The sequence below is a fragment of the Streptococcus sp. 2022WUSS083 genome, from assembly GCF_044427155.1.
GTDB lineage: Bacteria > Bacillota > Bacilli > Lactobacillales > Streptococcaceae > Streptococcus > Streptococcus hashimotonensis.
Map to the genome: position 1 here is coordinate 186,090 of NZ_JAOTGK010000003.1, position 22,043 is coordinate 208,132.

Below are 22,043 nucleotides of genomic sequence, written 5' to 3' on the forward strand. Positions count from 1 at the left end.
ATAAACGGTGGGAGTGGGAAAGTCGTCATGGATGTCTTTCCCAGCTTCTTTATATTTTTGTTTAACAAATTAAACATTTTTGTGGATTTGAAAAATATTTTTTGTTATACTTGTGTTATGAAAACATCAACACTTGGAAAGTTACTAGAATTACCAAATTTTCACCACTTCTACACCGTTCCAATTAGAGAAAATACGGAGTCTTCTGGAAATTATATAATTGTTTTTGAACAGGACAAGCAACCTGTATTTGTTGATTTGAAAAATGAGAACGGTCACACTCGTGAGGTACGCTTTGCCAGTCATTTTGACAGCGCCGGTCTTCTGGTCGGATTAGGAGCCATTCCTATCAATTATTGGCCTACCTGCCAGATTCTTGGTGTGCAGAAAAATAATAATCGACGAGGACTTAGTCTATCTAGTCTGATGGATGGTTATGGACGTCTACCTATTTTTAAGGAAATGGCAGAGCGTTATAGAGCGCGTGGACAATCAACCATTTATGACCCCTACCGTTATTCATATACTATTGATGAAAAGAAGGTTATTAAGGATAATCAATTAACCCTTATTCCAAAGAAAGAATACGAAAAGATAAAAGATTTTCATCCTTTTTTGCAAACAAAGCATGGAAATGTTTATGCAGTTCTTTGTTTCTATCAAGACAGAAAACGAAATCAGATTATTAAAATCTATATTATGGGCTGGTACTTTTATGAGAAGCAATTAAAAATATCTTGGAAACCTTCTCATTCTCGTAAAAGCCGCTGGCGTTCTTCTCTTGTTTCAGTTGATAAATTATCGGACCGCTTCTTCTTTCAAGGAGAATTGTATAAAAAAGGAACCTATCCAGTGTTCTTGGAAGATCTCACAATAAAAAATAAGGCCTACCAACATCGCCTGGATAGGGAGTTTGCAGCCTTTTTAAGCATTATTGAAGAACAAAAACAGAGAGCACAGCTCCGTGTTAAGTAGAAAATGGGTAGTTTGGTAAATTACCGACTATCATTTTTACGATTATCTTTTAGTTTTACAACGACTCGAAACTGGCGATCAGGATGATTTTCTGTATTGGACATCTGAATACGTGCCTCTAGAATATCGCCGTGTCCAAAATAGATTAAGCGACTGATTAGTGAGTTTTTATCCGATGGGATATATCCTAACTTTGTGCCCTGATAAAAGATTGCTACAGCTTCTGAGTCATGTGGGTTTGAAGGCTCTCCGACTAGCTGAACAGGTGTTCCTGGCTTGAGTTGGTCGATTACATCTAGTCCATCATAGTAGGCAAAGGCTGCCAAATGAAAATCTTGCACATTGCGTGTTGGTTCAAATGATGTGAATGTCATGTCTAACCTCCTAGTGAATCATTATGGTTGATAAACAATTTGATAATCTGCATTGATAATAACACCGTTTTGGTAAATAGTGTAACGGGCATTATCATCGCCTTCCAAAATATTATAAGGAATAGATTCGGTGCGCGTGTAGTTACCTTCAATGACGCGCCAGTTGTTTTCGCCTAAAATTGAGTTGGCATAATCAATCGTTTTTGGTCCACTATCCAACTGGACGCCTGTTTCAGTATTTTTTAATGGATCTATACCGCTAGTAGCTGAATTGGTCAAGCGATAATAGACATCTACTACATCTGCTGTTGTTTCTTGGCTTATTACAATCATTCTGTCGCGCGTAGAGTCAGTAGTGTCTGTCTCAGTTGTATTTGCTTGTGTTCCTTTGGGAATCATTAATAGTATTACATCGCCAATCGTTGCGTCTACATAGCCTGTTTCAAAAATTCCGTCAGTTATTTTTCCGCGGCCAAGTAAGGATTGGCTATCTGCTACTAATCCTTTGCTATTGAAGACTAGTGAATTTCCTTGGCTATTTTGCCAGGTGCCTAGTATACTATCGTAATTGCCTTGCATTAGAGCATCTATATCCATAGAACTAAGAGAAATCTCGCGTTGGATTGTTGATGATGTGCTTGTATTGGCATTAGAAACCTGGGTATCAGCAGTTGAGGTACTTGCGGAACTGCCCTTATTTGCAGTTTGACAGGCAGAAAGCGACATGATAGTGAGCAAGCCAAGAGCGAGTGCTAAATATTTTCTTTTCATTCTAGCTATCTCCCCTCTAATCTCTATGAATAGTAAAGCCAGTTGCCTGTTTGGTTGCCATAATGGTCATATCAGAAATCTGCACATGTGCAGGTTGATTTGCAACAAATAGAGTACAGCTGGCAATATCATTTGCTTGAATAGCATCAATTCCTTGATAGACTGTCGCTGCTCTCTCTTTATCTCCATGAAAACGGACTTGGCTAAAATCAGTCTCAACGATACCGGGTTGTAACGTAGTTACCTTGATATTTTTATCAATCGTGTCAATACGGATCCCGTCTGAAAGCACCTTGACAGCTGATTTGGTTGCAGCATAGACAGCAGCTCCTGCATAGGCGTAAATACCGGCCGTTGATCCAATATTGATAATATGACCCTCATTATTTTCAACCATTTGTGGCAATAACTGACGTGTCACAGTTAGTAATCCTTTAATATTGGTATCAATCATTGTCATCATGTCAGTCAAATCATAGTCTTGGAATTTGTCCAATCCCAATGCCAAGCCAGCATTGTTTACCAAAATATGAATTTGTCCAACTTCTTCTAAGATTTTTTGACAATTTACAATCGTTTGTTCCATATTCGTAACATCAAATGAATGAACTGATACTTGAACATGGTATTGCTTTTCAATATCTTGCTTAATTTCTTCTAGTTTGTCCAATCTTCGTCCTGTAATGATGATATTATCACCATTAGCAGCAAACACATAAGCGATTGCTTTGCCAATACCACTACTTGCACCTGTAATCAATACATTTCGTTTCATCACTCTGTCTCCTATTCTCTTTATTATACTACAATTTTACCTAGTTTGTTAAACTGTAGAAGTGAAAAATAAGATCCTCCGTTTTGGAGGACCTTATTTTTTAGGAAGGGGACTCATTTATTTTAGACCATCTTTAGTATAATGGCCACCTACCTCAAAGTCAAAACCTACTGAAATTGGGAATTGAATTTGAGTATTTGGTTTATTAAATAATAATTTTACATTAGAGTTAGCATACTCTTCTGGTAAGTCGATATAGAAATGGCCTTTGCTATCTTTCAGCATAGCCTGTCCTGGCCAAGCACCCAATGGCATTTGGATTGGATTGCCATAATAGGCATAGACATTTGCCGCATCCCAGCCACCTGGATTATCAAATGTAATGCGAGTATGACCTTCAGCAACTGGATCTGGCAAAACTGCTCTATGACTACCATCTATTTCATAGACTTGGCCGAGTTCCAAATCATAACCAGGTTTATTTTGTGCTGGGTATTGAACTTTCGTATCAGGATTGTTAAAAATAACTTTTCCTCCATCAAATTCCTCGTTAAGTTCAATATAATAGCCATACTCATCTTGACTCATTTCCTGCCCTGGCCAATTACCAACAAGAGGTACGCCTTTATTGTCATAAACATAGGCATAGACCTTAGACCAGCCTTGTGAGTTGTTGAAATAAACACGGTTGGCAATTTGTTGCTCAATGTCTGGGACTTTTGTACCGACTTCAACCACTTGTGTTACTGGCTCTTTGCTAACAGTTTCACTGATTTTTGTCTTAGCAACAAGTTGACCACCAATGTACTCTGAACGGTAAGTTATTGTCTTCACTCCGTCTTGACCTTCAAGGCGAGTTACTTTCTGTCCTTTTTCAAGTTCAGGATTGTCTACATACTGTGTTTCAAATGGAATTGGAAGTTCTTCACTTTCTTCTTTGAACTCACTAGCAGGTTGTTCAGGAACTAGACCGTCTTTAGAGTATGTTCCGCCTGATTTAAACTCGAAACCAACGGATTGTGGATATTGTGCCCCCTTATTGTTAGAAAAGAGTACTTTTACGCCTTCAGTCTCATATGATGTAGGAAGAGTGATGGCAAAAAGACCTGTATCTGCTTTCTCCATCTTTGTTCCTGGCCATGCTCCCAACAATTTCTCGCCTTTGGCATTATACATATAAACAAAAACATCCGTCCATTTATCTGGATTTTCAAAGCGAATGGTTGTTTGAGTAGCTGGTTCTTCTGTTGGTTCACTAGGTACTTCTGCTACTTTCTTCGTGATAGTAAATATTTTCGTCACGGATTCACCAACTGAATCTTTTGCGGATAGCGTCAAGGTTAACGATTCGCCATTTTCCAACTCCTGACCAAGTGTCAATGTATCGCCATCGTTAAAGGAAACTGCATCCCTTTCGTTGATTTGATAGGTTGCATCTGTCACTTGATTGGCTTGTAAGGTCAGTTCAATAGCATCTGCAATAGTAATCTCACTTGCTGATTGGTCTTTTATTCCAAGCACTGCAGGTTTTATAATAGGTGTTTGAGGTTCACTTACACTGTAATCTTTTTTACTTGTGACAGTATTGCCGTTAGTATCTGCTACAGTGCACTTAATGGTATAGGTACCTGCTTCAGAAGGTGTCCATTTCACTGAAATTGTGCTCTTACCTTTTTCTGTCGATATAAGTTGGTCATTGACATAGAATTGATAAGTATAACCTGATGAACCACCATGTGCTGTTGCTGTTAAGGTTCTTTCCTGACCAGCAACCTGGTTTCCTGAAATATCAGCACCGAAGTTGACTTGAAGTGGCGTTTGGTTACCCGTAGCATTAGTTGCAGTTCCAATTTTGGCAAAAGGTACTGTGATACGGTCAATGTCTTCTTTTTCAGCAGATGTACTTGGGTCGGCTGAATAACTCTCAGTTGCATTGTCAATCATGGACGGGTCAAATGGAACTGAATCCATTGCTGATTCTCCACGAGTAGCTAAAAGCATTGCACCTACACCATTGTTGGTTAAGTAATTCTTATCAATTCCAAGTTGAGATAGAGGAATTTTCATTTCATAGAATGAATCGAAGCTGGTATCGTGTTTACCTGCTGAACCTACATAGGTTTTGTAATTTATCCAGTCAGAATTTGATGATAAAATGTCTGCGGGTGAGTCGGATTGATTCAATCCCCAGATAGTTGAATCGATATTTGTAGTCGCTAGTTTGTACTGAATTCCAGCATCTTTGAAGCCAACGCAACCATCTGTGTAGTCTGTATTTCCATCCTCATCTACAGCACTAAACATTGCAGGCGTACCTAATCCTGGTTTGCCACTCATATAAAGGAGTTTATCAACATGGGTATCAAACTCAATTCCCATTCGTTGTCCCCAGATAGATCCTCCACTCGTATTTTTATTGGACATGGATGTTGAAGCTGGATCAATTGACAAAGCTAGGATAAGCGGAACATCTAACACACGTCCTCCATCGCTTAGAGGACCATCTCCAGAACGTGCCCAGGTATCAGTAGTATTGACCATTTGCCAGCCCAGATAGAGGTTTTCATTGTCCCAAGCTGCATACAGACCAGTGGTGTCAAGAACACTATTCTCATGTCCCCCTTTCCAATGATTGGCCACATCCCAAGCAGCGCTTTGGGCAATTTTCATATCTTCTGTCCAATCACTGGCATCACCGTCAATAACAATTGTTTTTTCTTTTCCGTATCCAGTACCATTTGTGGTATAGTATGGCGTTGGCAGACTTGAAGATTGACTTGGAGTGGATGGGATTGATGAAGATTTTACAATAAATTTCTTTTCAAATGCAAAGGTTTGTTCTGTGCTACTACCATCCGATGCGTAGGCCTTTGTCTTCACAGTAATGGTTTTATTACCAACAAGACCTTCACCTAGTACCACTTCCGTACTATCCGTAAATGTTTTTATCTCACCACCGTCGATTGAATACTCACCTTTTACTGCATTTTTTAAACTCAATCTTGTTTTAGCAGTTTCAGTTGTAAAGGAACTGCCACTTGCTAGGCTTGAGAGGATTGTTGGTTCTGTTGTAGCAGGTGTTTCTGGTTCAGTAATTTGTTTCTCAACAACTTTTACAAAGCCATCACGAGAATATAGACCGTTTGATTTTACTTCAAAGCCTACGCTTTGTGGATACTGGGCACCCTGATTGTTGGTAAACAATACCTTGGCACCTTTACTGATAAATGAATTTGGAATAGCTATGCTGTAATAGCCTGTTGAGCTATCTTTATTCAATGCCGTTCCAGGCCATTTATCGAGCAAGACAGTATCCGTTCCGCTATACATATAGGCATATACTTGACTCCAGTTTTCGGGGTTGTCAAAGTATATTGTTGTATTGGCATTCGGATCTTCTTTTGTAAAGCGATAAACGGATTGAACTTTCTGTCCTTTAGCATTTTTTGCAGATAAGGTAATCGTTACTGTTTCACCAAATTGCACTTGACTTCCGATTGTAATGACCTTTCCATTTTCAAATTTAATTGGAGCGCCATTATTGACAGAATAGGTAGCCTCACTCGTATTAGAAGTTTGTAATGTAAGATTTAATGTATCTGTCAAGAAAGTATGGCTGCCTTCTTGATATCCTTGAACTGACAAGGATGCTAGATTATCAAAACTTTCACCATTTGTTAATACTAATACTGATCGTCTCGCAATAGAACCGCTTAACCGTCTGTTCGAAACAGTGTAGGTTTTACCAGAAATTTGGTCTTTATAGGTTCCATTCGCCAATTTAGTCTCAGTATTTAAGCTTTTCTCACTGTCGGAAAGGTTTGCAATTACTGCGCCTTGAGTGCCTCGTTCAATCATGGCAACGGTTGTATCACCATTCGGGTTACGAATATATTCTGATTGACCAACCATAGCATTATGGAATTTGTTTACTGCTACAATCGTAGGGTCTTTATAAAGATTGCTACCCGCATCACCGATTTTAGTTTTTTCAGGGAAACGGACACCATTACCGCCACCAACTGGACGTGAGAAGAATAGAGGTGTACCTTTGGCGCGTGCAGTAATCATTGCCCAGCCAAGTTTCAAATCTTCATCGCTCATCCAAGCTGATTCGGATTCACTATCCGTTTTTCCGTTTGCATATGTATCGTGAGATTCGACCCAAAGTACGAGTTTAGATGGATCTACTCCTGCTTGGTAGTTGCCAAGATTTCCAGCATGGACATTTCGATTGCGGAGCATGTCTCGGATAGAGTGTCCATATTGGGATGCAGTAATGCTCATCAAGTTCGCATAATCTGCATCGCGTGAAATATTGTCTTGTAACACTTCACCATATTGGAACTCAGTACCATTATTTAATATAACATTCCAGAAATTACTACCAAATTCGTTTGGATATTCTCCTGGTAATTCGATATGTTTTGCAGCATCATAACGGAAACCATCAGCCCCATCAGCAACTGCATTTTTTAAGAATTTCAACAAATACTGTTGTACTTCTGGATTTTGTGTATTCCATTCCCAGAGCTGAAGCAGAGAGTTTTGAGTTACATCCCAACGACTTCCCCAGTTTTCAATTTTAGTATTTCCATGAGTCCATTTTGTAATGGATTTAACTTCTGAAGAGATCGCATTATAATCAGAAGTAGTATGATTCAGTACTGCATCAACTATAATTTTTATACCATACTGCTCTGCGACACGATTCATCTCGATAAATTCAGCTTCAGTCCCAAGCTGATAGTTACCAATCGTATAGGCGGTTGGTTGATAATGATAATACCATTGCTCTGTAAATTTCTTATCGCCACCATTTCCAACCACTACAGCATTAATCGGTGATGTTTGAACACTTGTGTATCCTGCCTCTTTTATTGCTGCCATATTTTCTTTGATAGCATTAAAAGACCAACACCAAGCATGTAAGATAGTTCCATCTTTCATTGCAACTTGTTGGTTGGAACTTGTAACAACTGTTTCTCCGTTTACTCTTGTTACAGTAAGCGCCTGTTCAATCCCAGAGAACATGGATAATATCAGAGTGAAGCTAACCCCTTTTTTTACTAACTTAGACAGCCTTCTCTTGCATTGACTTTGATAAGTCATATAAACCTCCTAAAAAATTGTTAAAAGAAAACGCCTGCATTTCATTTTTTATATAACCTACGGCTAACGGATTCTATAAATCATCATTAACGGTAGAGGAACTTTCTCTCTCCTTTCTTCTGAAATCTAGTCATTATGTATGGAATGCAAACGGTTGCAAAAAGATGGTAGCATATTTGTATGCAAAATTCAAATATGTAAAAAATCTAAAAAAGCCAGTAGTGACACGCTTTCTCGAGATTTTAACTGGAATTTGAAGTGATTTTGATACCGCTATCTATTTTTATTGAAGGAGGAACAAAAAAACTCATCAGATTTCCGATGAGTTTGATAGGTATTAAAATAAATTAATGAGGCGCATCAGGTGCATATTAAAACGAACCTGTCTAGCATAGTAGATATTTCCACCATTTACATATAACTTCCCACCATTTAGCAAAGCCAAAGGATGAAAATAGGTATACGTTTCTTCTGTAGTATTCCCTAAGCTTGGTGCTACTACTGTTCTGGAGTATTCTTTCGCTAAAGAGAGTGTATGTTCTCCACCATGCTCAGCAATATAGTCAATATAGGCTGGACCGAAGTTATACGCCTGAACTGCTGTCCAAACCTCTACTCCTTTTTCCTCAGCCAACCGTAGGTTTTCTGTCAGGTAGATAATTCCTTGCCGGATACTCTCTCTGCTATCCGTGATGGTGTTAGCATAGCCAGTAGCGGACTCACTTGATTGCATGACATCTGCTTCTTGTCCCTTGGTTTCTGTGTAAATCATTGCTAGGACTAGTTCTTCATTAGCTGGTGTGTCGTTTTCTGCCAATACTTCTTGTACCATAGTTTGGTAGGTCATCACTTGCTTGACTGCACTGTAGGTTTGATAGAATTTGTAACCGATAAAAATCAGTAAAAGAAGTATCAGCGTACGTATCAGTTTTTTCATTTACTTGCTCTTTATGTCTTCAATATTTTTGATAAGAATAGAATAGGTTCCGTTGTCATTTTGAATAAACTCAACCGATTCTGCATCCTCATAGATTGCATTTGGCACAATCAACTCAATTCCGTTTGATAAAGATAGCTTCTGATTTTCAAATTTCTTAAGTTGACGGCTACTATCGATTTCATCGAAGGAAATCTTATCAGGTATGACCTCTTTCAGTTGATCGACGAAATTTAAACGAGCGGTCAGGTTGTTATCGAATAACTGATCAGCCAATTTTTCAGGTGAAAGCTCGTTATCTTCTTCCAAATTGTTGAAAATAGCTGACTTGACTTTCGATTGAAATTGAAAATCACCTTGATGGAAATTGTCAGCAATCTTCTGTGCAGTTTGCTCTACTGCTTTGATTGATTTTTTTGCAGAAATAGCTGGTGTAACTTGCAGAAGATTATCTGAGAAATAATTGAGGAAGGCTCCGTTATGTTTGATTCTTTTCTCAATCAAATGATACTTCTGCGTTTGAAGATTGACAATCAAGGCTTCATCAGGTGCTGAACCCGCTCCAGGTAAATTATTCTGGGTGATTTTTAAAGGACTTCCGCTTTCCAGACCAACGTGGGCGAGGTTTTCACGCAGTGAGATTCTCAAAAAGGCAAAATGTTCAACACCATTTCGTTCAAACTCTATGAAAATGAGGTCATTGGTTTTTAAATTCTCAGAAATTGAAAATTCTTCTTTCCATAGATTAGCAATCTTGACAGAGTTTGTCAGTAGGTCACCATCTAAATAGTCAAGAAAAGGATTGTCGGGGTTAAATTGTCCTGTTTTTGCTTCATCAGAAAAGACACGTTCAATCTTTTTACGCAAATATTCTTCTATTTTTGGGCTAACAGTCAAAAGCTGGTCGGCAAGGACCAGCTCTGTATCATCAGGACTAAATTGATGTATGATGGCTTTTTTTACAAATATATCCATTATAAACCTTCGTAAAGTGGGAATTGATCTGTCAAAGCACGCACTTCTTGACGGACTTCCTCAAGAGCGGTTTCATTTTCTGCATTTTCAAGTGCTTTGATAGTTAGTTGTGCAACCTTGCGAGCTTCCTCTACTCCAAAACCGCGAGCGGTAATGGCCGCAGAGCCAATACGGATACCGCTTGTTTTGAATGGTGAGAGTTTTTCGTAAGGAATTGAGTTTTTATTGAGAGTAATATTTACTTCATCCAAGAGATGCTGAGCAACTTTACCATTTTCAACAACTTTGGTCACGTCAACGAGGAAGAGATGGTTGTCTGTTCCACCTGTGATGACTTTAAAGTTAGGGTTAGCAAGGAAGACTTCAGCCATGGCCTTGCTATTTTCAATCACTTTTTGAGCATAGTCTTTGAAAGCTGGGTCCAAAACTTCTTTGAAAGATACGGCTTTTGCAGCAATAACATGCTCTAATGGACCGCCTTGGATACCTGGGAAAATGGCTGAGTTGATTTTCTTGATGAGCTCTTCATCATTGGTCAAAATCAAACCACCACGTGGCCCACGAAGTGTTTTGTGAGTTGTTGTTGTTGTGATATGAGCGTGAGGAACTGGGTTTGGATGGAGACCAGCAGCTACAAGACCAGCAATATGGGCCATGTCCACCATCAATTTTGCACCAACTGCATCTGCAATTTCACGGAATTTTGCGAAATCAATGGTACGGGCATAAGCTGAAGCACCTGCTACAATCAATTTTGGTTGCACTTCTTTTGCTTGTTTTAAAATTGCATCGTAATCAAGCAAGCCAGTTTCTTCGTCAACATTGTAAGCGACAAAGTTATAAGTTTGACCCGAGAAGCTAACGGATGCACCGTGAGTCAAGTGACCACCTGCAGCTAAGTCCATCCCCATAACAGTGTCTCCTGGCTCAATCAAGGCCATGTAGGCAGCACAATTGGCCTGGCTTCCTGAGTGTGGCTGAACGTTAGCAAATTTTGCACCGAATATTTCTTTAGCACGTTCAATAGCTAAACTTTCAACTACGTCAACGCATTCCGTACCGCCATAGTAACGACGACCTGGGTAACCTTCTGCGTATTTATTGGTCAAAATAGAACCTTGAGCTGCCATAACAGCTTTAGAAACAACGTTTTCAGACGCAATCAATTCGATATTATTTTGTTGGCGTTTTTCTTCAGCTTGGATAGCTTCCCAAACTTCTTTATCAAATTCTTTGTAGTTAACTTTGTCAAAAATCATGTGCGGTACTCCTTTGTATTGGGCTAAATGTGCTTGATAAAACGTTTCTGCATTTTATCGGAGTGATAGCCATTCTTTTCGTAGAAAAGATGGGCTTGGAGACGACTTTCAGCAGAATTGAGGCGAATAAAATGGTAGCCCTCTTTCTGTGCAATTTGCTCAACGGCTTTCAGCAGACTTGCTCCAATCCCTTGTCCTTGATGACTAGGCAAAACAGCTAGTCCGAGAATATTGAGGCCTGTATCCGAATAGAGACTTTCATAGACTTGTGCGTGAATGTAGCCTTGCACTGTGCCACTTATGTCATCTATATAGACCAATAAGATATGCCCCAATGTGCTCGTGCATCTAAAAAACTGTCGCTCAGTTTGTTCTAATGAACAATCATACCCTAAGGATTGAGCATTGATTTCTCGGATGACTACCAAGTCACCTTTCTCAATGGGACGAATCATAAAACTACCTCAAATTCTATTTCGGGAATGGCTTTCTGAATCTCTTCGCGGCTGATAGCACCTTGGCGTAAAATCCGCGCTTTCTGTCCAGAAAGGTCCAAAATCGTTGAATCAATACCTGTTAGAGCTTGGTCATCCTCAATGCCAGGCAAATCAACTGAAAATTGTGCCTGAATGTCCGAAAACTTCTTGCCACTTTCATTTCCTGAAATATTGGCGGATGGTCCAATAAGTGGTCCAGTCTCCGAAATCAATCGTAAGGTTTGTTCGTGATTGGGAAGACGAAATCCAACAGTATCCAGTCCAGAATTAACCCAAAAAGGAACGTTATCGTTTGCTTTCAGGATAATCGTTAGTGGTCCTGGCATAAATCTATTATACAGTTTCTCCAGAAAAAATGGTGTATTTTGACTGAAAAAATAGATATCGTTCAGATTTGAGACATTTAAGTTCATTGCCTTATCCCTCGGACGCTGTTTCAACTGATAGACACGATTGACTGCATCTTCATTCAAGGCTTGGGCAAAAAGCCCATAGACTGTTTCAGTTGGAAGGATAACAGCACCACCATTTTCAAGAATTGTTCGGAGTTTATCCATTGTCATCCGCTACGACCTTTCTATCTTGACCAAATTGGTCTTTGAGGACTCGAATTCGCTTTTTTGGAAAATGCAGAGCAAGTAAGTCGGTTAGGTCTTGCCCTTGCTTGTAGCCAATTTCAAAGTAGAGTTTTCCATTCTCCTTCAAAAATGTCCCTGCTTGCTCCGCAATTTGTCTATAAATAGCCAGTCCATCTTCTTCCGCAAATAAGGCCAGATGTGGCTCAGAAGTCAATACATTGAGTCCAACTTCATCTGTGTCATCTGGTGAGATGTAGGGCGGATTGGAAACAATGATGTCAAAATGCCCTGTCACTGCTTGCAAGACATCCGATTCTAGAAAGTGAACAGAGACTTGGTTGGTTCTTGCATTTTCCTGAGCCACTGCTAGGGCATCCTTTGAAATATCAACCGCAACCACCTCCCAATCAGGTCTAGCTTTTGCAAGGGAAATAGCTATGGCACCGCTTCCTGTACCGATGTCTAAGATGCGCAAACCTGCTCCGCTATTTTCCTGCAAAATCAAATCAACTAATTCTTCCGTTTCAGGTCTTGGAATCAAGACTCGCTCATCCACTGCAAACTCCAAGCCATGAAAATCTGCCCTGCCGATAATGTACTGAGCAGGTCGATGTTGGGAAAGTTGCTGAAAAATCGCATTAATCTCTTCTTTGTCAGTCGGTGTAACTTCCTGACGGAGCAGGAGGAGAAATTCCGTAAAGTTCAGTCCCTTTAAGCCACGAAAGGTGAAGGACAGGGATTCTGCCTCTTCACCGATTGCGACTAATTGTTCTTCGTATGCTGCAAATAATTGAGCGTAATTCATTATTTGTTTAGCTCTTCTAGTTTTTGCGTTTGATCGTAAAGTACAAGAGCATCTACGACTTCGTCCATCTTACCTGACAAGATAGTATCCAGCTTTTGCAAGGTCAAGCCGATACGGTGGTCTGTCACACGGTTTTGTGGGAAGTTGTAAGTACGGATACGCTCTGAACGGTCACCAGTACCAATGGTTGATTTACGCTCTGCATCCTGCTCATCTTGGGCAATCTGTGCAAAGTGGTCCGCAACACGGGCACGGATGATCTTCATGGCCTTTTCACGGTTTTTCTGCTGGGTCCGTTCTTCCTGCATCTCTACCTTGATGTTGGTTGGCAAGTGAACGATACGCACGGCAGTTGCAACCTTGTTGACGTTCTGTCCACCAGCACCAGATGCGTGGTAAATATCGACACGAAGATCTTTTGGATCGATGTCGTATTCCACTTCTTCAACTTCTGGCATGATGAGAACGGTTGCTGTTGAGGTGTGGACACGACCTTGGCTTTCTGTCACAGGGACACGTTGGACACGGTGAGCTCCTGATTCATACTTGAGTTTTGAATAAACGGATTGACCAGAGACCATGGCAACCACTTCCTTGATACCGCCGACACCATTGTAAGAAGCCTCCATGACTTCAAAACGCCAGCCTTGACCTTCTGCATACTTTTGATACATGGTCAAAAGGTCTCCAGCAAATAGGGCAGCTTCATCACCACCTGCAGCACCACGGATTTCCAAGATGATGTTTTTGTCATCGTTAGGGTCTTTTGGTAAAAGAAGGATTTTCAGCTTTTCTTCGTAAGCCTCTTTGTCAGCTTTAGCTTGTTTGAGTTCTTCCTTAGCCATTTCCTCCAAATCAGCATCACCAGAAGATTCTTTAATCATCTCTTCTGCATCGACAATGTTTTGAAGTACAGTCTTATATTCGCGGTAGGCTGTTACTGTATCACGAGTTGCAGCCTCTTCCTTAGACAACTCCATAAAACGCTTGGTATCGCTGACCACATCAGGGTCAGACAACAATTCACCAAGTTCCTCATAGCGGTCCTCCACCGCCTGTAATTGATCGTAGATGTTCATAATTATAAGATATTAAGGGCGTTAAACGAACAAAGCAAAAATAGGAGTTTTGACGAAGGACGAAAGCGTCCTAGGAAAAACTATCTTTTTTGCACAGTTCGTAGCCCGTATTCAATTCCTTTCTAGATATTTGACCGAACACACTTCCAGTTAGCTTGTAGGGCGTGTTCATTTCCTTTCTGTAATATGTAGGTCATGAAAATTGGCACAGAGTCATAGGCAAATTCAGTTCTATACAGATGCTCAGTTTACAGCCGCTTCTCATTTCATTTTCAAAAATTAGGGTAAATCTTTAATTTCTGGTGAAAAATAATGTTTGCGACAGACAGGAATGTAGGTTTCATTGCCACCAATTTGGATTTGTTCTCCTTCATAAGTAGGTTTTCCATCCTGCGTTCTCAAAACCATTGTCGCTTTTTTAGAACAATATTGACAGATTGTTTTGATTTCATCTAATTTATCAGCCAATAAGAGCAAATGTTGGGAACCTTCAAACAGTTCATTTCGGAAATCATTTTTAAGACCGAAAGCCATAACGGGTACATCTAATTCATCGACTACGCGAGCAAGTGCGTAGACATGATGACGTCGAAGAAATTGTGCTTCATCAATGAGAACACAGTAAGGACGCGGTTCCATTTTTTCAATAAAACCAAAGATATCCATATCATCGTCAATCGCCACTGCATCTCTTCTCATGCCTATACGACTGGATACAACACCAAAGGCATCACGAGTATCAAGTGCAGATGTCATGATAACAACAGGTTTTCCTTGTTCTTCATAGTTGTGGGCAACCTTCAAAATCTCAATGGTTTTTCCTGAGTTCATTGTCCCATATTTATAATATAATTGAGCCACTTTTCTCTTTCCAATCTTAAATTTTCACTCCTTCCATTTTATCATAAAATAGTCCTTATGGAAATAGAAAAACAAGCCCGTTTTGAGCTTGTTTGATATTAAGACCAGGGGAATGATAAGAAATTTCCGACACACTCAAAAATGATTTTAGCTGCCGTTGGTTTCCACTTGTAGAGCATAACGCAACCATATATTAGGCTGTAAAAAGAAAATGCAAGAAACAAAGGTCCTTCCCAGATACTCTTGGCAAAAACAGTTGCTACTAGATACAAACATAATCCAGCGAGTAGGAACGATAAAATCATACGGTATTTATAGGCCATGAGTAATCCCTCCTTTAAGGATAGTATAGCAAACGATGTAAACGCTGTCAATGTTTTTCTTACTCACACCCAACTCCATCTCCATCACGGTCTAAATGACTACCGTAACCTGGTTCACCACGATAGATTGGTGCAGCTCCTGCTTGTCTAACTGCCTTACAATTTGGATAATATGTGTTTTGAGATGGTGTAGCAGCAAATTGCTGAACTTGGCTTTGTGCTTCTGCTTCTGCAACTTTTTGCGCTTCGGCGACGAGACGTTCTTCCTCCTCTTTACGTGCTTTCTCAGCAATAGCTTTTTCAGCATTCCAATATTTGATAATGACTTTGCTATCTTTTTTGATGACCTTATCATTCATCTCGTTAAAAGATTTTCCATCAATCTCGACCGCAATGATTTGTCCATTTTTAGCAATTTCATTGGTCTCTGTTGCTACTTCAGATACTTGAGAAAAACCACCGTCAGTAAACAATTTTTTAGTATCTGCAGCTGTTTTTGTTGAAATGGATGATGGCAGTTCAGCGAAGCTAGAGAAATCGTAGTAGGTGATTACAATGGGGGTTGATTTTTTGCTGATAATCTCCTGTTTGGTAGGCAACTGAAGCTCTGCGCCACCTAGACTAATTTTTTGAATTTTTTCGTGCTTTGCTTTATCCTTGTCCGCAACAGCAGTCCACTTGATGTCTGTAAATCCTGCTGTTTTTAGCTGTTTTTCGAGCTCTGGTTTTGTTTTATCCTCTGCTAGATTTTCTGGTAGTTTGATGTTATCTTTGCTAACGTCAAAATAGGTTAATGTAACAGGGAGACTAATAGAGTAAAAATGATTGGATTGATAGGTGTGATTTCCAATTTGAAGGCGATCAATCTTATCTTTTTTATCCGCATTGCCTTCTTCTACTAGCAGAACAGGAGTTAGTTCGACTTGTTTAAAACCTGAATTTTTCAGCTCTTTCTCGACATCTGCTAAATTTTTAGAAGCTGGTAGTTTGAATTCAACGGCATCTTTTTTGGGAACATGGTAGGAGATTGTAATTGGGATATTTTTTAAAGCCCGTCCTTCCTTCCAATCTTCTCCGTCAACAGAGACGAGTTCGACAAGATCGCTCTCCCCTATTTTTCCAAATTCTAAATCAGTAATTTCCACCCCCTGAATATTTTTAAAACCTGCTTCCTGAAGATGTTTTACGACTGTTACATACTGTTGTCCATAAAGGTCATCTTTTTTAGGAAGCTCAGCAGTCATTAATTGTGAACCGATAAATGTTGTAAGTAGGACACCGCCAGTTATTCCTGCTGTTTTCCGATTAAGAAACTTTCTAGATTTTTTTATTGACGTTTCGCTAACTATCTGAGTTGCTTTTTTCTTAAACATAAATCATTCTCCTTATTGTTAATCGTGATATTATTATAACAAAATATAAATATATTTTGCAATACATTATGAAAATATCCTTGGAGAATCATAAAAACTATGGTACAATAAACGAAAAATAAAGGAGGAAATATATGCCGTTTGTACGTATTGATTTGTTTGAAGGACGCACGGAGGAACAAAAGATTGCCTTAGCACGTGAAGTTACCGAAGTTGTATCTCGTAATACTAATGCGCCCAAAGAAGCCATTCATGTCTTCATCAATGATATGCCTGAAGGGACTTACTACCCACAAGGTGAAATGAAACGTAAATAAGAGAAAACACTCTTGCAACAAAATGCAGGAGTGTTTCTTTGTATCAAGTTTATTTCTTATCGTCTTCATCCATGCTGAGAACGCTGAGGAAGGCTTCTTGTGGAACTTCGACAGAGCCGATGGCTTTCATCCGTTTCTTACCGGCTTTTTGTTTTTCTAGGAGTTTGCGTTTACGGGAAACGTCACCACCATAACACTTAGCCAAAACGTTCTTCCGAAGAGCCTTGATGTCGCTACGGGCAACGATTTTCTGACCGATAGCTGCTTGGATTGGCACTTCAAACTGTTGACGAGGAATGATTTTCTTGAGTTTATCAACGATGATTTTCCCACGTTCATAAGCAAATTCCTTGTGGACGATAAAGCTAAGAGCATCGACCTTATCCCCATTAAGGAGAATATCCATTTTCACCAACTTGGATGAACGGTATTCAGAAATCTCATAGTCGAAACTGGCATAACCACGAGTGGATGACTTAAGCTTGTCAAAGAAGTCAAAGACAATCTCCGCAAGTGGAATTTGGTAGATGACATTGACACGGTTATCATCAATATAATCCATAGTCACAAAGTCACCACGTTTGCGTTGGGCCAATTCCATGACTGCACCGACGTATTCCTGCGGTACCATGATTTGTGCCTTAACATATGGTTCTTCGATAGTTGCAATCTTGGTTGGGTCTGGGAACTCAGATGGGTTGGCTACATCAATTGTTTCACCGTCTGTCATGTTGACATGGTAGACTACCGACGGAGCTGTCATGATGAGATCAATGTTAAACTCACGCTCAATCCGTTCTTGGATAACATCCATGTGCAAGAGACCTAAGAAGCCACAACGGAAACCAAAGCCGAGGGCCTGCGATGTTTCAGGTTCGAACTGCAAGCTGGCATCGTTGAGCTGGAGCTTTTCCAAGGCTTCACGGAGGTCATTGTACTTGTTGGAATCAATTGGATAGATACCTGCAAAGACCATTGGGTTCATCTGTTTGTAGCCTGAGAGTGGCTCACTGGCTGGATTATCCGCTAAGGTTACTGTATCACCGACACGGGTATCAGCTACAGTCTTGATAGAAGCTGCGATATAGCCAACATCTCCAACTGCTAGGAAATCACGACCAATGGCTTTTGGTGTGAAAATTCCGACTTCTGTTACATCAAAAGTCTTGCCGTTGCTCATCATCTGGATGGTATCACCTGGCTTCACGACACCATTGACGATACGAACTTGGAGGATAACCCCACGATAAGGGTCATAGACAGAGTCAAAAATCAATGCTTGCAAAGGAGCTTCGACATCACCAGTCGGTGCTGGAACCTTCTCCACGATCTGTTCCAAGATTTCCTCGATACCAATACCAGCCTTGGCTGATGTCGGTACTGCTTCTGAAGCATCCAAACCAATCACATCTTCGATTTCCTGACGAACACGCTCTGGGTCTGCTGCTGGCAGGTCAATCTTGTTAATGATTGGCAAGATTTCCAAATCATTGTCCAAGGCTAGATAAACGTTAGCCAAGGTCTGTGCTTCAATCCCTTGAGCAGCATCCACCACCAGAATCGCACCCTCACAGGCCGCAAGAGAACGTGATACTTCATAGGTAAAGTCCACGTGTCCTGGTGTGTCAATCAAGTGGAAAATATAAGTCTCTCCATCTTTAGCTGTATAGTTGAGTTCGATAGCATTCAGTTTAATAGTGATACCACGCTCACGCTCCAAATCCATACTATCAAGCAACTGGGCCTGCATTTCACGGCTGGAAACTGTTTCTGTCTTCTCAAGAATACGGTCAGCCAAGGTTGATTTACCATGGTCGATGTGGGCAATAATGGAGAAATTACGAATTTTCTCCTGTCGTTTTTTCAAATCTTCTAAATTCATGTTTCTTCCTCTACAAGGGTATTACTCCTCATTATATCAGATTTAGTGATAATTTTCCATAAGAAAAACACCTAGAAAACTAGGTGTCTGCTCTGCTATTTTCCCAGCCAAAGACCGATCTCGCGTTCGGCTGCTTCTGCACTATCTGAGCCATGAACGACATTTGCCACAATTCCCTCAACGGGCGCTGTCGCAAAATCTCCACGAATAGTCCCAGGTCGGGCGTTTACTGGATTGGTAGCTCCCATCATATCTCGCCAAGATTTGATAACTTCTGGCCCTTCTATAATGCCAGCTATCATCGGCCCGCTCGTCATATATTGTACTAATTGCGGGAAGAAAGGTTTATCTGTCAAATGATCATAATGTTGACTGATTAGCTCTTCTGTCGCTGTAACCATTTTTAAATCTTGGATTTGAAATCCCCTGCGTTCGATACGTGAAAGAATTTGTCCTGCAAGTCCACGCTTAAGAGCATCTGGTTTGATGATGAAGAAAGTACGTTCCATGATTTTTCTCCTGGACTGTTTATTAGATGTTACTTAAGATAGCATCCCATGCCTGATCGTATCCGTGACGAGTCTCAGAAGAAAAGATAACGAATTGATCATTTTTATCAAAATCCAATTTCTTTTTAATCATCGATTCGTGCTTATTCCACTTTCCTCGTGGGATTTTATCAGCCTTCGTTGCCACAATAATAACAGGAATTTCATAATATTTCAAGAAATCATACATTTGAACATCATCTGCTGATGGCTCATGACGCATGTCTACTAAACTCACCACAACACGTAGATTTTCTCGTGTCGTCAAATACTCTTCGATCATTTTTCCCCACTTAGCACGCTCAGTTTTAGATACTTTAGCATAGCCATAACCTGGAACATCTACAAATCGAATTTTATCATCTATATTATAAAAATTGAGTTGTTGAGTCTTTCCTGGTTTTCCTGACGTACGTGCAAGATTTTTTCTTCCTAGAAGAGTATTGATAAATGAGGACTTTCCAACGTTAGATCGCCCGGCAAGGGCAATTTCTGGAATGTCATCGCCCGGATACTGGGCTTTTGAAACAGCACTGAGCAAAATCTCAGCATTATGTGTGTTGATTTCCATTTTATACCTTTCATAAATAAGGGTAGAAATCAATCAGTTTCTACCCTTTATTTTTAAGCAGTTTCTAGTAAAGGCTTTTCCTTACCGTCTACTGCTGCTTTTGTTACACGAACACGTTTAACGTTATCTTGGCCTGGCACCTCAAACATGACATCCAACATTGTTTCTTCAATGATGGAACGAAGTCCACGAGCGCCAGTCTTACGTTCAATTGCTTTTTCTGCAATTGCTAACAAGGCGTCCTCATCAAAGTCAAGCTCCACGTCATCATAAGACAAGAGTGTCTGGTATTGTTTTACAAGAGCATTCTTTGGTTCCGTCAAAATACGTACCAAATCCTCTGTTGTCAATTGGTCCAAAGCTGCAAATACAGGCAAGCGACCAATCAACTCTGGAATGATACCGAATTTTTGAATATCGTCTGCAATGATATGTTGCATGTATGATTCTTTTTCATCAATAGCACGATTATTATGACCAAAACCGATGATTTTTTCACCGAGACGCTGTTTGACGATTTCTTCGATACCATCAAATGCACCGCCAACGATGAACAGGATATTTTTGGTGTCCACGTGAATCATTTCTTGGTTTGGATGTTTGCGTCCGCCTTGTGGTGGTACGCTGGCCACAGTTCCCTCGATAATTTTTAGGAGAGCTTGCTGGACACCTTCACCAGATACATCGCGGGTAATGGACACATTTTCACCTTTTTTGGCAATTTTATCAATTTCATCCACATAGATAATTCCTCTTTCTGCACGGTCAATGTTAAAGTCTGCAGCCTGCAAAAGTTTGAGGAGGATATTTTCTACGTCTTCACCAACATAACCCGCCTCAGTAAGAGCAGTCGCATCAGCAATAGCAAACGGGACATTCAAACTTTTAGCCAAGGTCTGAGCTAGGAAGGTTTTTCCTGAACCAGTCGGGCCAATCATGAGGATATTTGATTTTTGCAAATCAACATCGTTCTCATCACGGCTATCTTGGAAATTGATACGTTTGTAGTGGTTGTAAACGGCTACTGCTAAAGCACGTTTTGCACGATCCTGTCCGATGACGTAGTTGTTCAGGATATTGAGTAATTCTTGTGGCTTTGGCGTATCGGCCAAGTCTGTCAAAACTTCTTCTGCCAGTTCCTCACGAATGATTTCCTGTGCTAGTTCCACGCACTCATTACAAATGAAGACATTGTTCCCTGCGATAATTTTTTTAACTTCTTCTTGATTTTTTCCGCAAAATGAGCAATAGATTAGCTCATGTGTATGCTTAACAGCCATATGTTTCCTCTTTCATATCTCTTATCTAAATAAAAATCCATAAATGGCGTGAATACTATTGACCAGATTGGTAAAAGCATTCAGTAAAAATAAAATTGCTAAACCAAAACGTTTCTTCCGAAAGGCTTGAATCGCACAAAGAACACAAATCCCACAGAGAAATGCTGTAAATAAACCGAATAAACTTCTCTCCATGCCTAACCATCTCTTCTTTCATAGGTTTTTATTGTAAAATCATACGGGTTTTTCTCGTCTTTTGGACGTAAATTGGCGCTTTGTAGCTGAAATTTCTCCATAGGAAATGCTTTCGGAAAATACACATCGCCATTAAATTGACCGTGAATATCTGTCACTATTAAAGCTTCAATGTAAGGTGCAAAAGCAGTAAAAATTTGTCCCCCACCAAGCACAAATAGAGTTCCTTCTTGTTGATGGTACCAGTCTAGAACAGCTTCTACATTGTGCAAGACTGTGACTCGGTCATTCTCAACTTGATAGGTTTCATCACTTGTCAGTACTAAGGAATGACGATTTGGAAGAGCACGTTTTCCCATGCCATCAAAAGTCACACGCCCCATCACCATTGCATGACCAGTAGTCGTTTCTTTAAAATGAGCCCAGTCAGCAGGTAAATACCAGGGCAATTTATCACCTTTTCCAATCAATCCATTTTCATCTTGAGCCCAAATAGCAACAATCTTTTTAGTCATTTTCTCTCACTTTCCGTCCTATCATTCTATCAAAAATTCAA

At 40.1% G+C, this 22,043-nt stretch carries 20 protein-coding genes; 2 read left to right on the forward strand and 18 right to left on the reverse strand.

Translation table 11 applies throughout. The features are described 5' to 3' along the window. Window positions 1–27: 27 nt before the first annotated feature. Window positions 28–975, forward strand: coding sequence for a hypothetical protein (locus ODU41_RS04925; protein WP_398578725.1), 948 nt, complete (start codon window positions 28–30; stop codon window positions 973–975). Window positions 976–995: 20 nt separating this feature from the next. Here ODU41_RS04925 and ODU41_RS04930 read toward each other — a convergent pair whose 3' ends face one another. The 13 genes from ODU41_RS04930 to ODU41_RS04990 form a co-directional block, all read right to left on the reverse strand. After that, window positions 996–1,349 (reverse strand): HIRAN domain-containing protein, encoded by a 354-nt coding sequence (locus tag ODU41_RS04930; protein ID WP_002943204.1) that lies wholly within the window; start codon window positions 1,347–1,349, stop codon window positions 996–998. A 21-nt stretch (window positions 1,350–1,370) separates the two neighbouring features. After that, the gene (locus ODU41_RS04935) at window positions 1,371–2,120 is read right to left on the reverse strand and encodes a DUF6287 domain-containing protein (protein WP_044753052.1); all 750 of its coding nucleotides are present in this window, start codon (window positions 2,118–2,120) and stop codon (window positions 1,371–1,373) included. Window positions 2,121–2,136: 16 nt separating this feature from the next. Further along, entirely contained in the window at window positions 2,137–2,895 is a 759-nt protein-coding gene (locus ODU41_RS04940) for an SDR family NAD(P)-dependent oxidoreductase (RefSeq protein ID WP_044761193.1), read from the reverse strand. Between the two features lie 117 nt (window positions 2,896–3,012). Beyond that, entirely contained in the window at window positions 3,013–8,007 is a 4,995-nt protein-coding gene (locus ODU41_RS04945) for a starch-binding protein (RefSeq protein ID WP_024385208.1), read from the reverse strand. Between the two features lie 337 nt (window positions 8,008–8,344). Beyond that, on the reverse strand, window positions 8,345–8,944 hold the full coding sequence (locus ODU41_RS04950) for a lysozyme family protein (protein ID WP_024411310.1): 600 nt from the start codon (window positions 8,942–8,944) through the stop codon (window positions 8,345–8,347). Next, entirely contained in the window at window positions 8,945–9,919 is a 975-nt protein-coding gene (locus tag ODU41_RS04955; RefSeq protein WP_024385206.1) for a nucleoid-associated protein, read from the reverse strand. Beyond that, window positions 9,919–11,178: a serine hydroxymethyltransferase gene (glyA, locus tag ODU41_RS04960; RefSeq protein WP_014637944.1), complete on the reverse strand. Its 1,260-nt coding sequence runs from the start codon at window positions 11,176–11,178 to the stop codon at window positions 9,919–9,921. Before glyA ends, ODU41_RS04955 begins: the two co-directional genes overlap by 1 nt. Before the next feature lie 23 nt (window positions 11,179–11,201). Next, entirely contained in the window at window positions 11,202–11,633 is a 432-nt protein-coding gene (locus ODU41_RS04965) for a GNAT family N-acetyltransferase (protein ID WP_024385205.1), read from the reverse strand. After that, the gene (locus ODU41_RS04970; RefSeq protein ID WP_011922372.1) at window positions 11,630–12,238 is read right to left on the reverse strand and encodes an L-threonylcarbamoyladenylate synthase; all 609 of its coding nucleotides are present in this window, start codon (window positions 12,236–12,238) and stop codon (window positions 11,630–11,632) included. The genes ODU41_RS04965 and ODU41_RS04970 overlap by 4 nt, the downstream gene beginning before the upstream one ends. Next, window positions 12,225–13,058, reverse strand: a complete 834-nt coding sequence (prmC, locus tag ODU41_RS04975; RefSeq protein WP_024385204.1) for a peptide chain release factor N(5)-glutamine methyltransferase — start codon at window positions 13,056–13,058, stop codon at window positions 12,225–12,227. The genes ODU41_RS04970 and prmC overlap by 14 nt, the downstream gene beginning before the upstream one ends. Further along, window positions 13,058–14,137 (reverse strand): peptide chain release factor 1, encoded by a 1,080-nt coding sequence (prfA, locus tag ODU41_RS04980; protein ID WP_015646857.1) that lies wholly within the window; start codon window positions 14,135–14,137, stop codon window positions 13,058–13,060. Before prfA ends, prmC begins: the two co-directional genes overlap by 1 nt. A 279-nt stretch (window positions 14,138–14,416) precedes the next feature. Beyond that, complete coding sequence (locus tag ODU41_RS04985) at window positions 14,417–14,998, reverse strand: thymidine kinase (RefSeq protein ID WP_012028098.1); 582 nt, start codon at window positions 14,996–14,998, stop codon at window positions 14,417–14,419. Window positions 14,999–15,380: 382 nt separating this feature from the next. Next, complete coding sequence (locus ODU41_RS04990) at window positions 15,381–16,694, reverse strand: excalibur calcium-binding domain-containing protein (RefSeq protein ID WP_398578727.1); 1,314 nt, start codon at window positions 16,692–16,694, stop codon at window positions 15,381–15,383. A 134-nt stretch (window positions 16,695–16,828) separates the two neighbouring features. Between ODU41_RS04990 and ODU41_RS04995 the strand changes: the two genes are divergently transcribed. Further along, window positions 16,829–17,011, forward strand: a complete 183-nt coding sequence (locus ODU41_RS04995; RefSeq protein ID WP_002934978.1) for a 4-oxalocrotonate tautomerase — start codon at window positions 16,829–16,831, stop codon at window positions 17,009–17,011. Window positions 17,012–17,060: 49 nt separating this feature from the next. Here ODU41_RS04995 and lepA read toward each other — a convergent pair whose 3' ends face one another. The 5 genes from lepA to ODU41_RS05020 form a co-directional block, all read right to left on the reverse strand. After that, window positions 17,061–18,893 carry a translation elongation factor 4 gene (gene lepA / locus ODU41_RS05000; protein WP_044678415.1) on the reverse strand — a complete coding sequence of 611 codons (1,833 nt, stop codon included), beginning with the start codon at window positions 18,891–18,893 and terminating at the stop codon, window positions 17,061–17,063. A 95-nt stretch (window positions 18,894–18,988) separates the two neighbouring features. Further along, a complete protein-coding gene (gene ndk, locus ODU41_RS05005; RefSeq protein WP_398578728.1) occupies window positions 18,989–19,402 on the reverse strand; it encodes a nucleoside-diphosphate kinase in 414 nt (137 codons plus the stop codon). A 22-nt stretch (window positions 19,403–19,424) separates the two neighbouring features. Continuing rightward, window positions 19,425–20,012 carry a ribosome biogenesis GTP-binding protein YihA/YsxC gene (gene yihA / locus ODU41_RS05010; RefSeq protein ID WP_014638915.1) on the reverse strand — a complete coding sequence of 196 codons (588 nt, stop codon included), beginning with the start codon at window positions 20,010–20,012 and terminating at the stop codon, window positions 19,425–19,427. A gap of 53 nt (window positions 20,013–20,065) precedes the next feature. Beyond that, on the reverse strand, window positions 20,066–21,292 hold the full coding sequence (gene clpX / locus ODU41_RS05015) for an ATP-dependent Clp protease ATP-binding subunit ClpX (RefSeq protein WP_002934974.1): 1,227 nt from the start codon (window positions 21,290–21,292) through the stop codon (window positions 20,066–20,068). A 197-nt stretch (window positions 21,293–21,489) separates the two neighbouring features. Next, window positions 21,490–22,002 carry a dihydrofolate reductase gene (locus tag ODU41_RS05020; RefSeq protein ID WP_105112529.1) on the reverse strand — a complete coding sequence of 171 codons (513 nt, stop codon included), beginning with the start codon at window positions 22,000–22,002 and terminating at the stop codon, window positions 21,490–21,492. Window positions 22,003–22,043 lie beyond the last annotated feature (41 nt).

What these genes read in the sequence shown, in the direction of transcription:
- ODU41_RS04925 (WP_398578725.1), top strand. Translation starts at nt 28, where the DNA reads ATGGATGTCTTTCCCAGCTTCTTTATATTTTTGTTTAACAAATTAAAC.
- ODU41_RS04930 (WP_002943204.1), bottom strand. Translation starts at nt 1,349, where the DNA reads ATGACATTCACATCATTTGAACCAACACGCAATGTGCAAGATTTTCAT.
- ODU41_RS04935 (WP_044753052.1), bottom strand. Translation starts at nt 2,120, where the DNA reads ATGAAAAGAAAATATTTAGCACTCGCTCTTGGCTTGCTCACTATCATG.
- ODU41_RS04940 (WP_044761193.1), bottom strand. Translation starts at nt 2,895, where the DNA reads ATGAAACGAAATGTATTGATTACAGGTGCAAGTAGTGGTATTGGCAAA.
- ODU41_RS04945 (WP_024385208.1), bottom strand. Translation starts at nt 8,007, where the DNA reads ATGACTTATCAAAGTCAATGCAAGAGAAGGCTGTCTAAGTTAGTAAAA.
- ODU41_RS04950 (WP_024411310.1), bottom strand. Translation starts at nt 8,944, where the DNA reads ATGAAAAAACTGATACGTACGCTGATACTTCTTTTACTGATTTTTATC.
- ODU41_RS04955 (WP_024385206.1), bottom strand. Translation starts at nt 9,919, where the DNA reads ATGGATATATTTGTAAAAAAAGCCATCATACATCAATTTAGTCCTGAT.
- glyA (WP_014637944.1), bottom strand. Translation starts at nt 11,178, where the DNA reads ATGATTTTTGACAAAGTTAACTACAAAGAATTTGATAAAGAAGTTTGG.
- ODU41_RS04965 (WP_024385205.1), bottom strand. Translation starts at nt 11,633, where the DNA reads ATGATTCGTCCCATTGAGAAAGGTGACTTGGTAGTCATCCGAGAAATC.
- ODU41_RS04970 (WP_011922372.1), bottom strand. Translation starts at nt 12,238, where the DNA reads ATGACAATGGATAAACTCCGAACAATTCTTGAAAATGGTGGTGCTGTT.
- prmC (WP_024385204.1), bottom strand. Translation starts at nt 13,058, where the DNA reads ATGAATTACGCTCAATTATTTGCAGCATACGAAGAACAATTAGTCGCA.
- prfA (WP_015646857.1), bottom strand. Translation starts at nt 14,137, where the DNA reads ATGAACATCTACGATCAATTACAGGCGGTGGAGGACCGCTATGAGGAA.
- ODU41_RS04990 (WP_398578727.1), bottom strand. Translation starts at nt 16,694, where the DNA reads ATGTTTAAGAAAAAAGCAACTCAGATAGTTAGCGAAACGTCAATAAAA.
- ODU41_RS04995 (WP_002934978.1), top strand. Translation starts at nt 16,829, where the DNA reads ATGCCGTTTGTACGTATTGATTTGTTTGAAGGACGCACGGAGGAACAA.
- lepA (WP_044678415.1), bottom strand. Translation starts at nt 18,893, where the DNA reads ATGAATTTAGAAGATTTGAAAAAACGACAGGAGAAAATTCGTAATTTC.
- ndk (WP_398578728.1), bottom strand. Translation starts at nt 19,402, where the DNA reads ATGGAACGTACTTTCTTCATCATCAAACCAGATGCTCTTAAGCGTGGA.
- yihA (WP_014638915.1), bottom strand. Translation starts at nt 20,012, where the DNA reads ATGGAAATCAACACACATAATGCTGAGATTTTGCTCAGTGCTGTTTCA.
- clpX (WP_002934974.1), bottom strand. Translation starts at nt 21,292, where the DNA reads ATGGCTGTTAAGCATACACATGAGCTAATCTATTGCTCATTTTGCGGA.
- ODU41_RS05020 (WP_105112529.1), bottom strand. Translation starts at nt 22,002, where the DNA reads ATGACTAAAAAGATTGTTGCTATTTGGGCTCAAGATGAAAATGGATTG.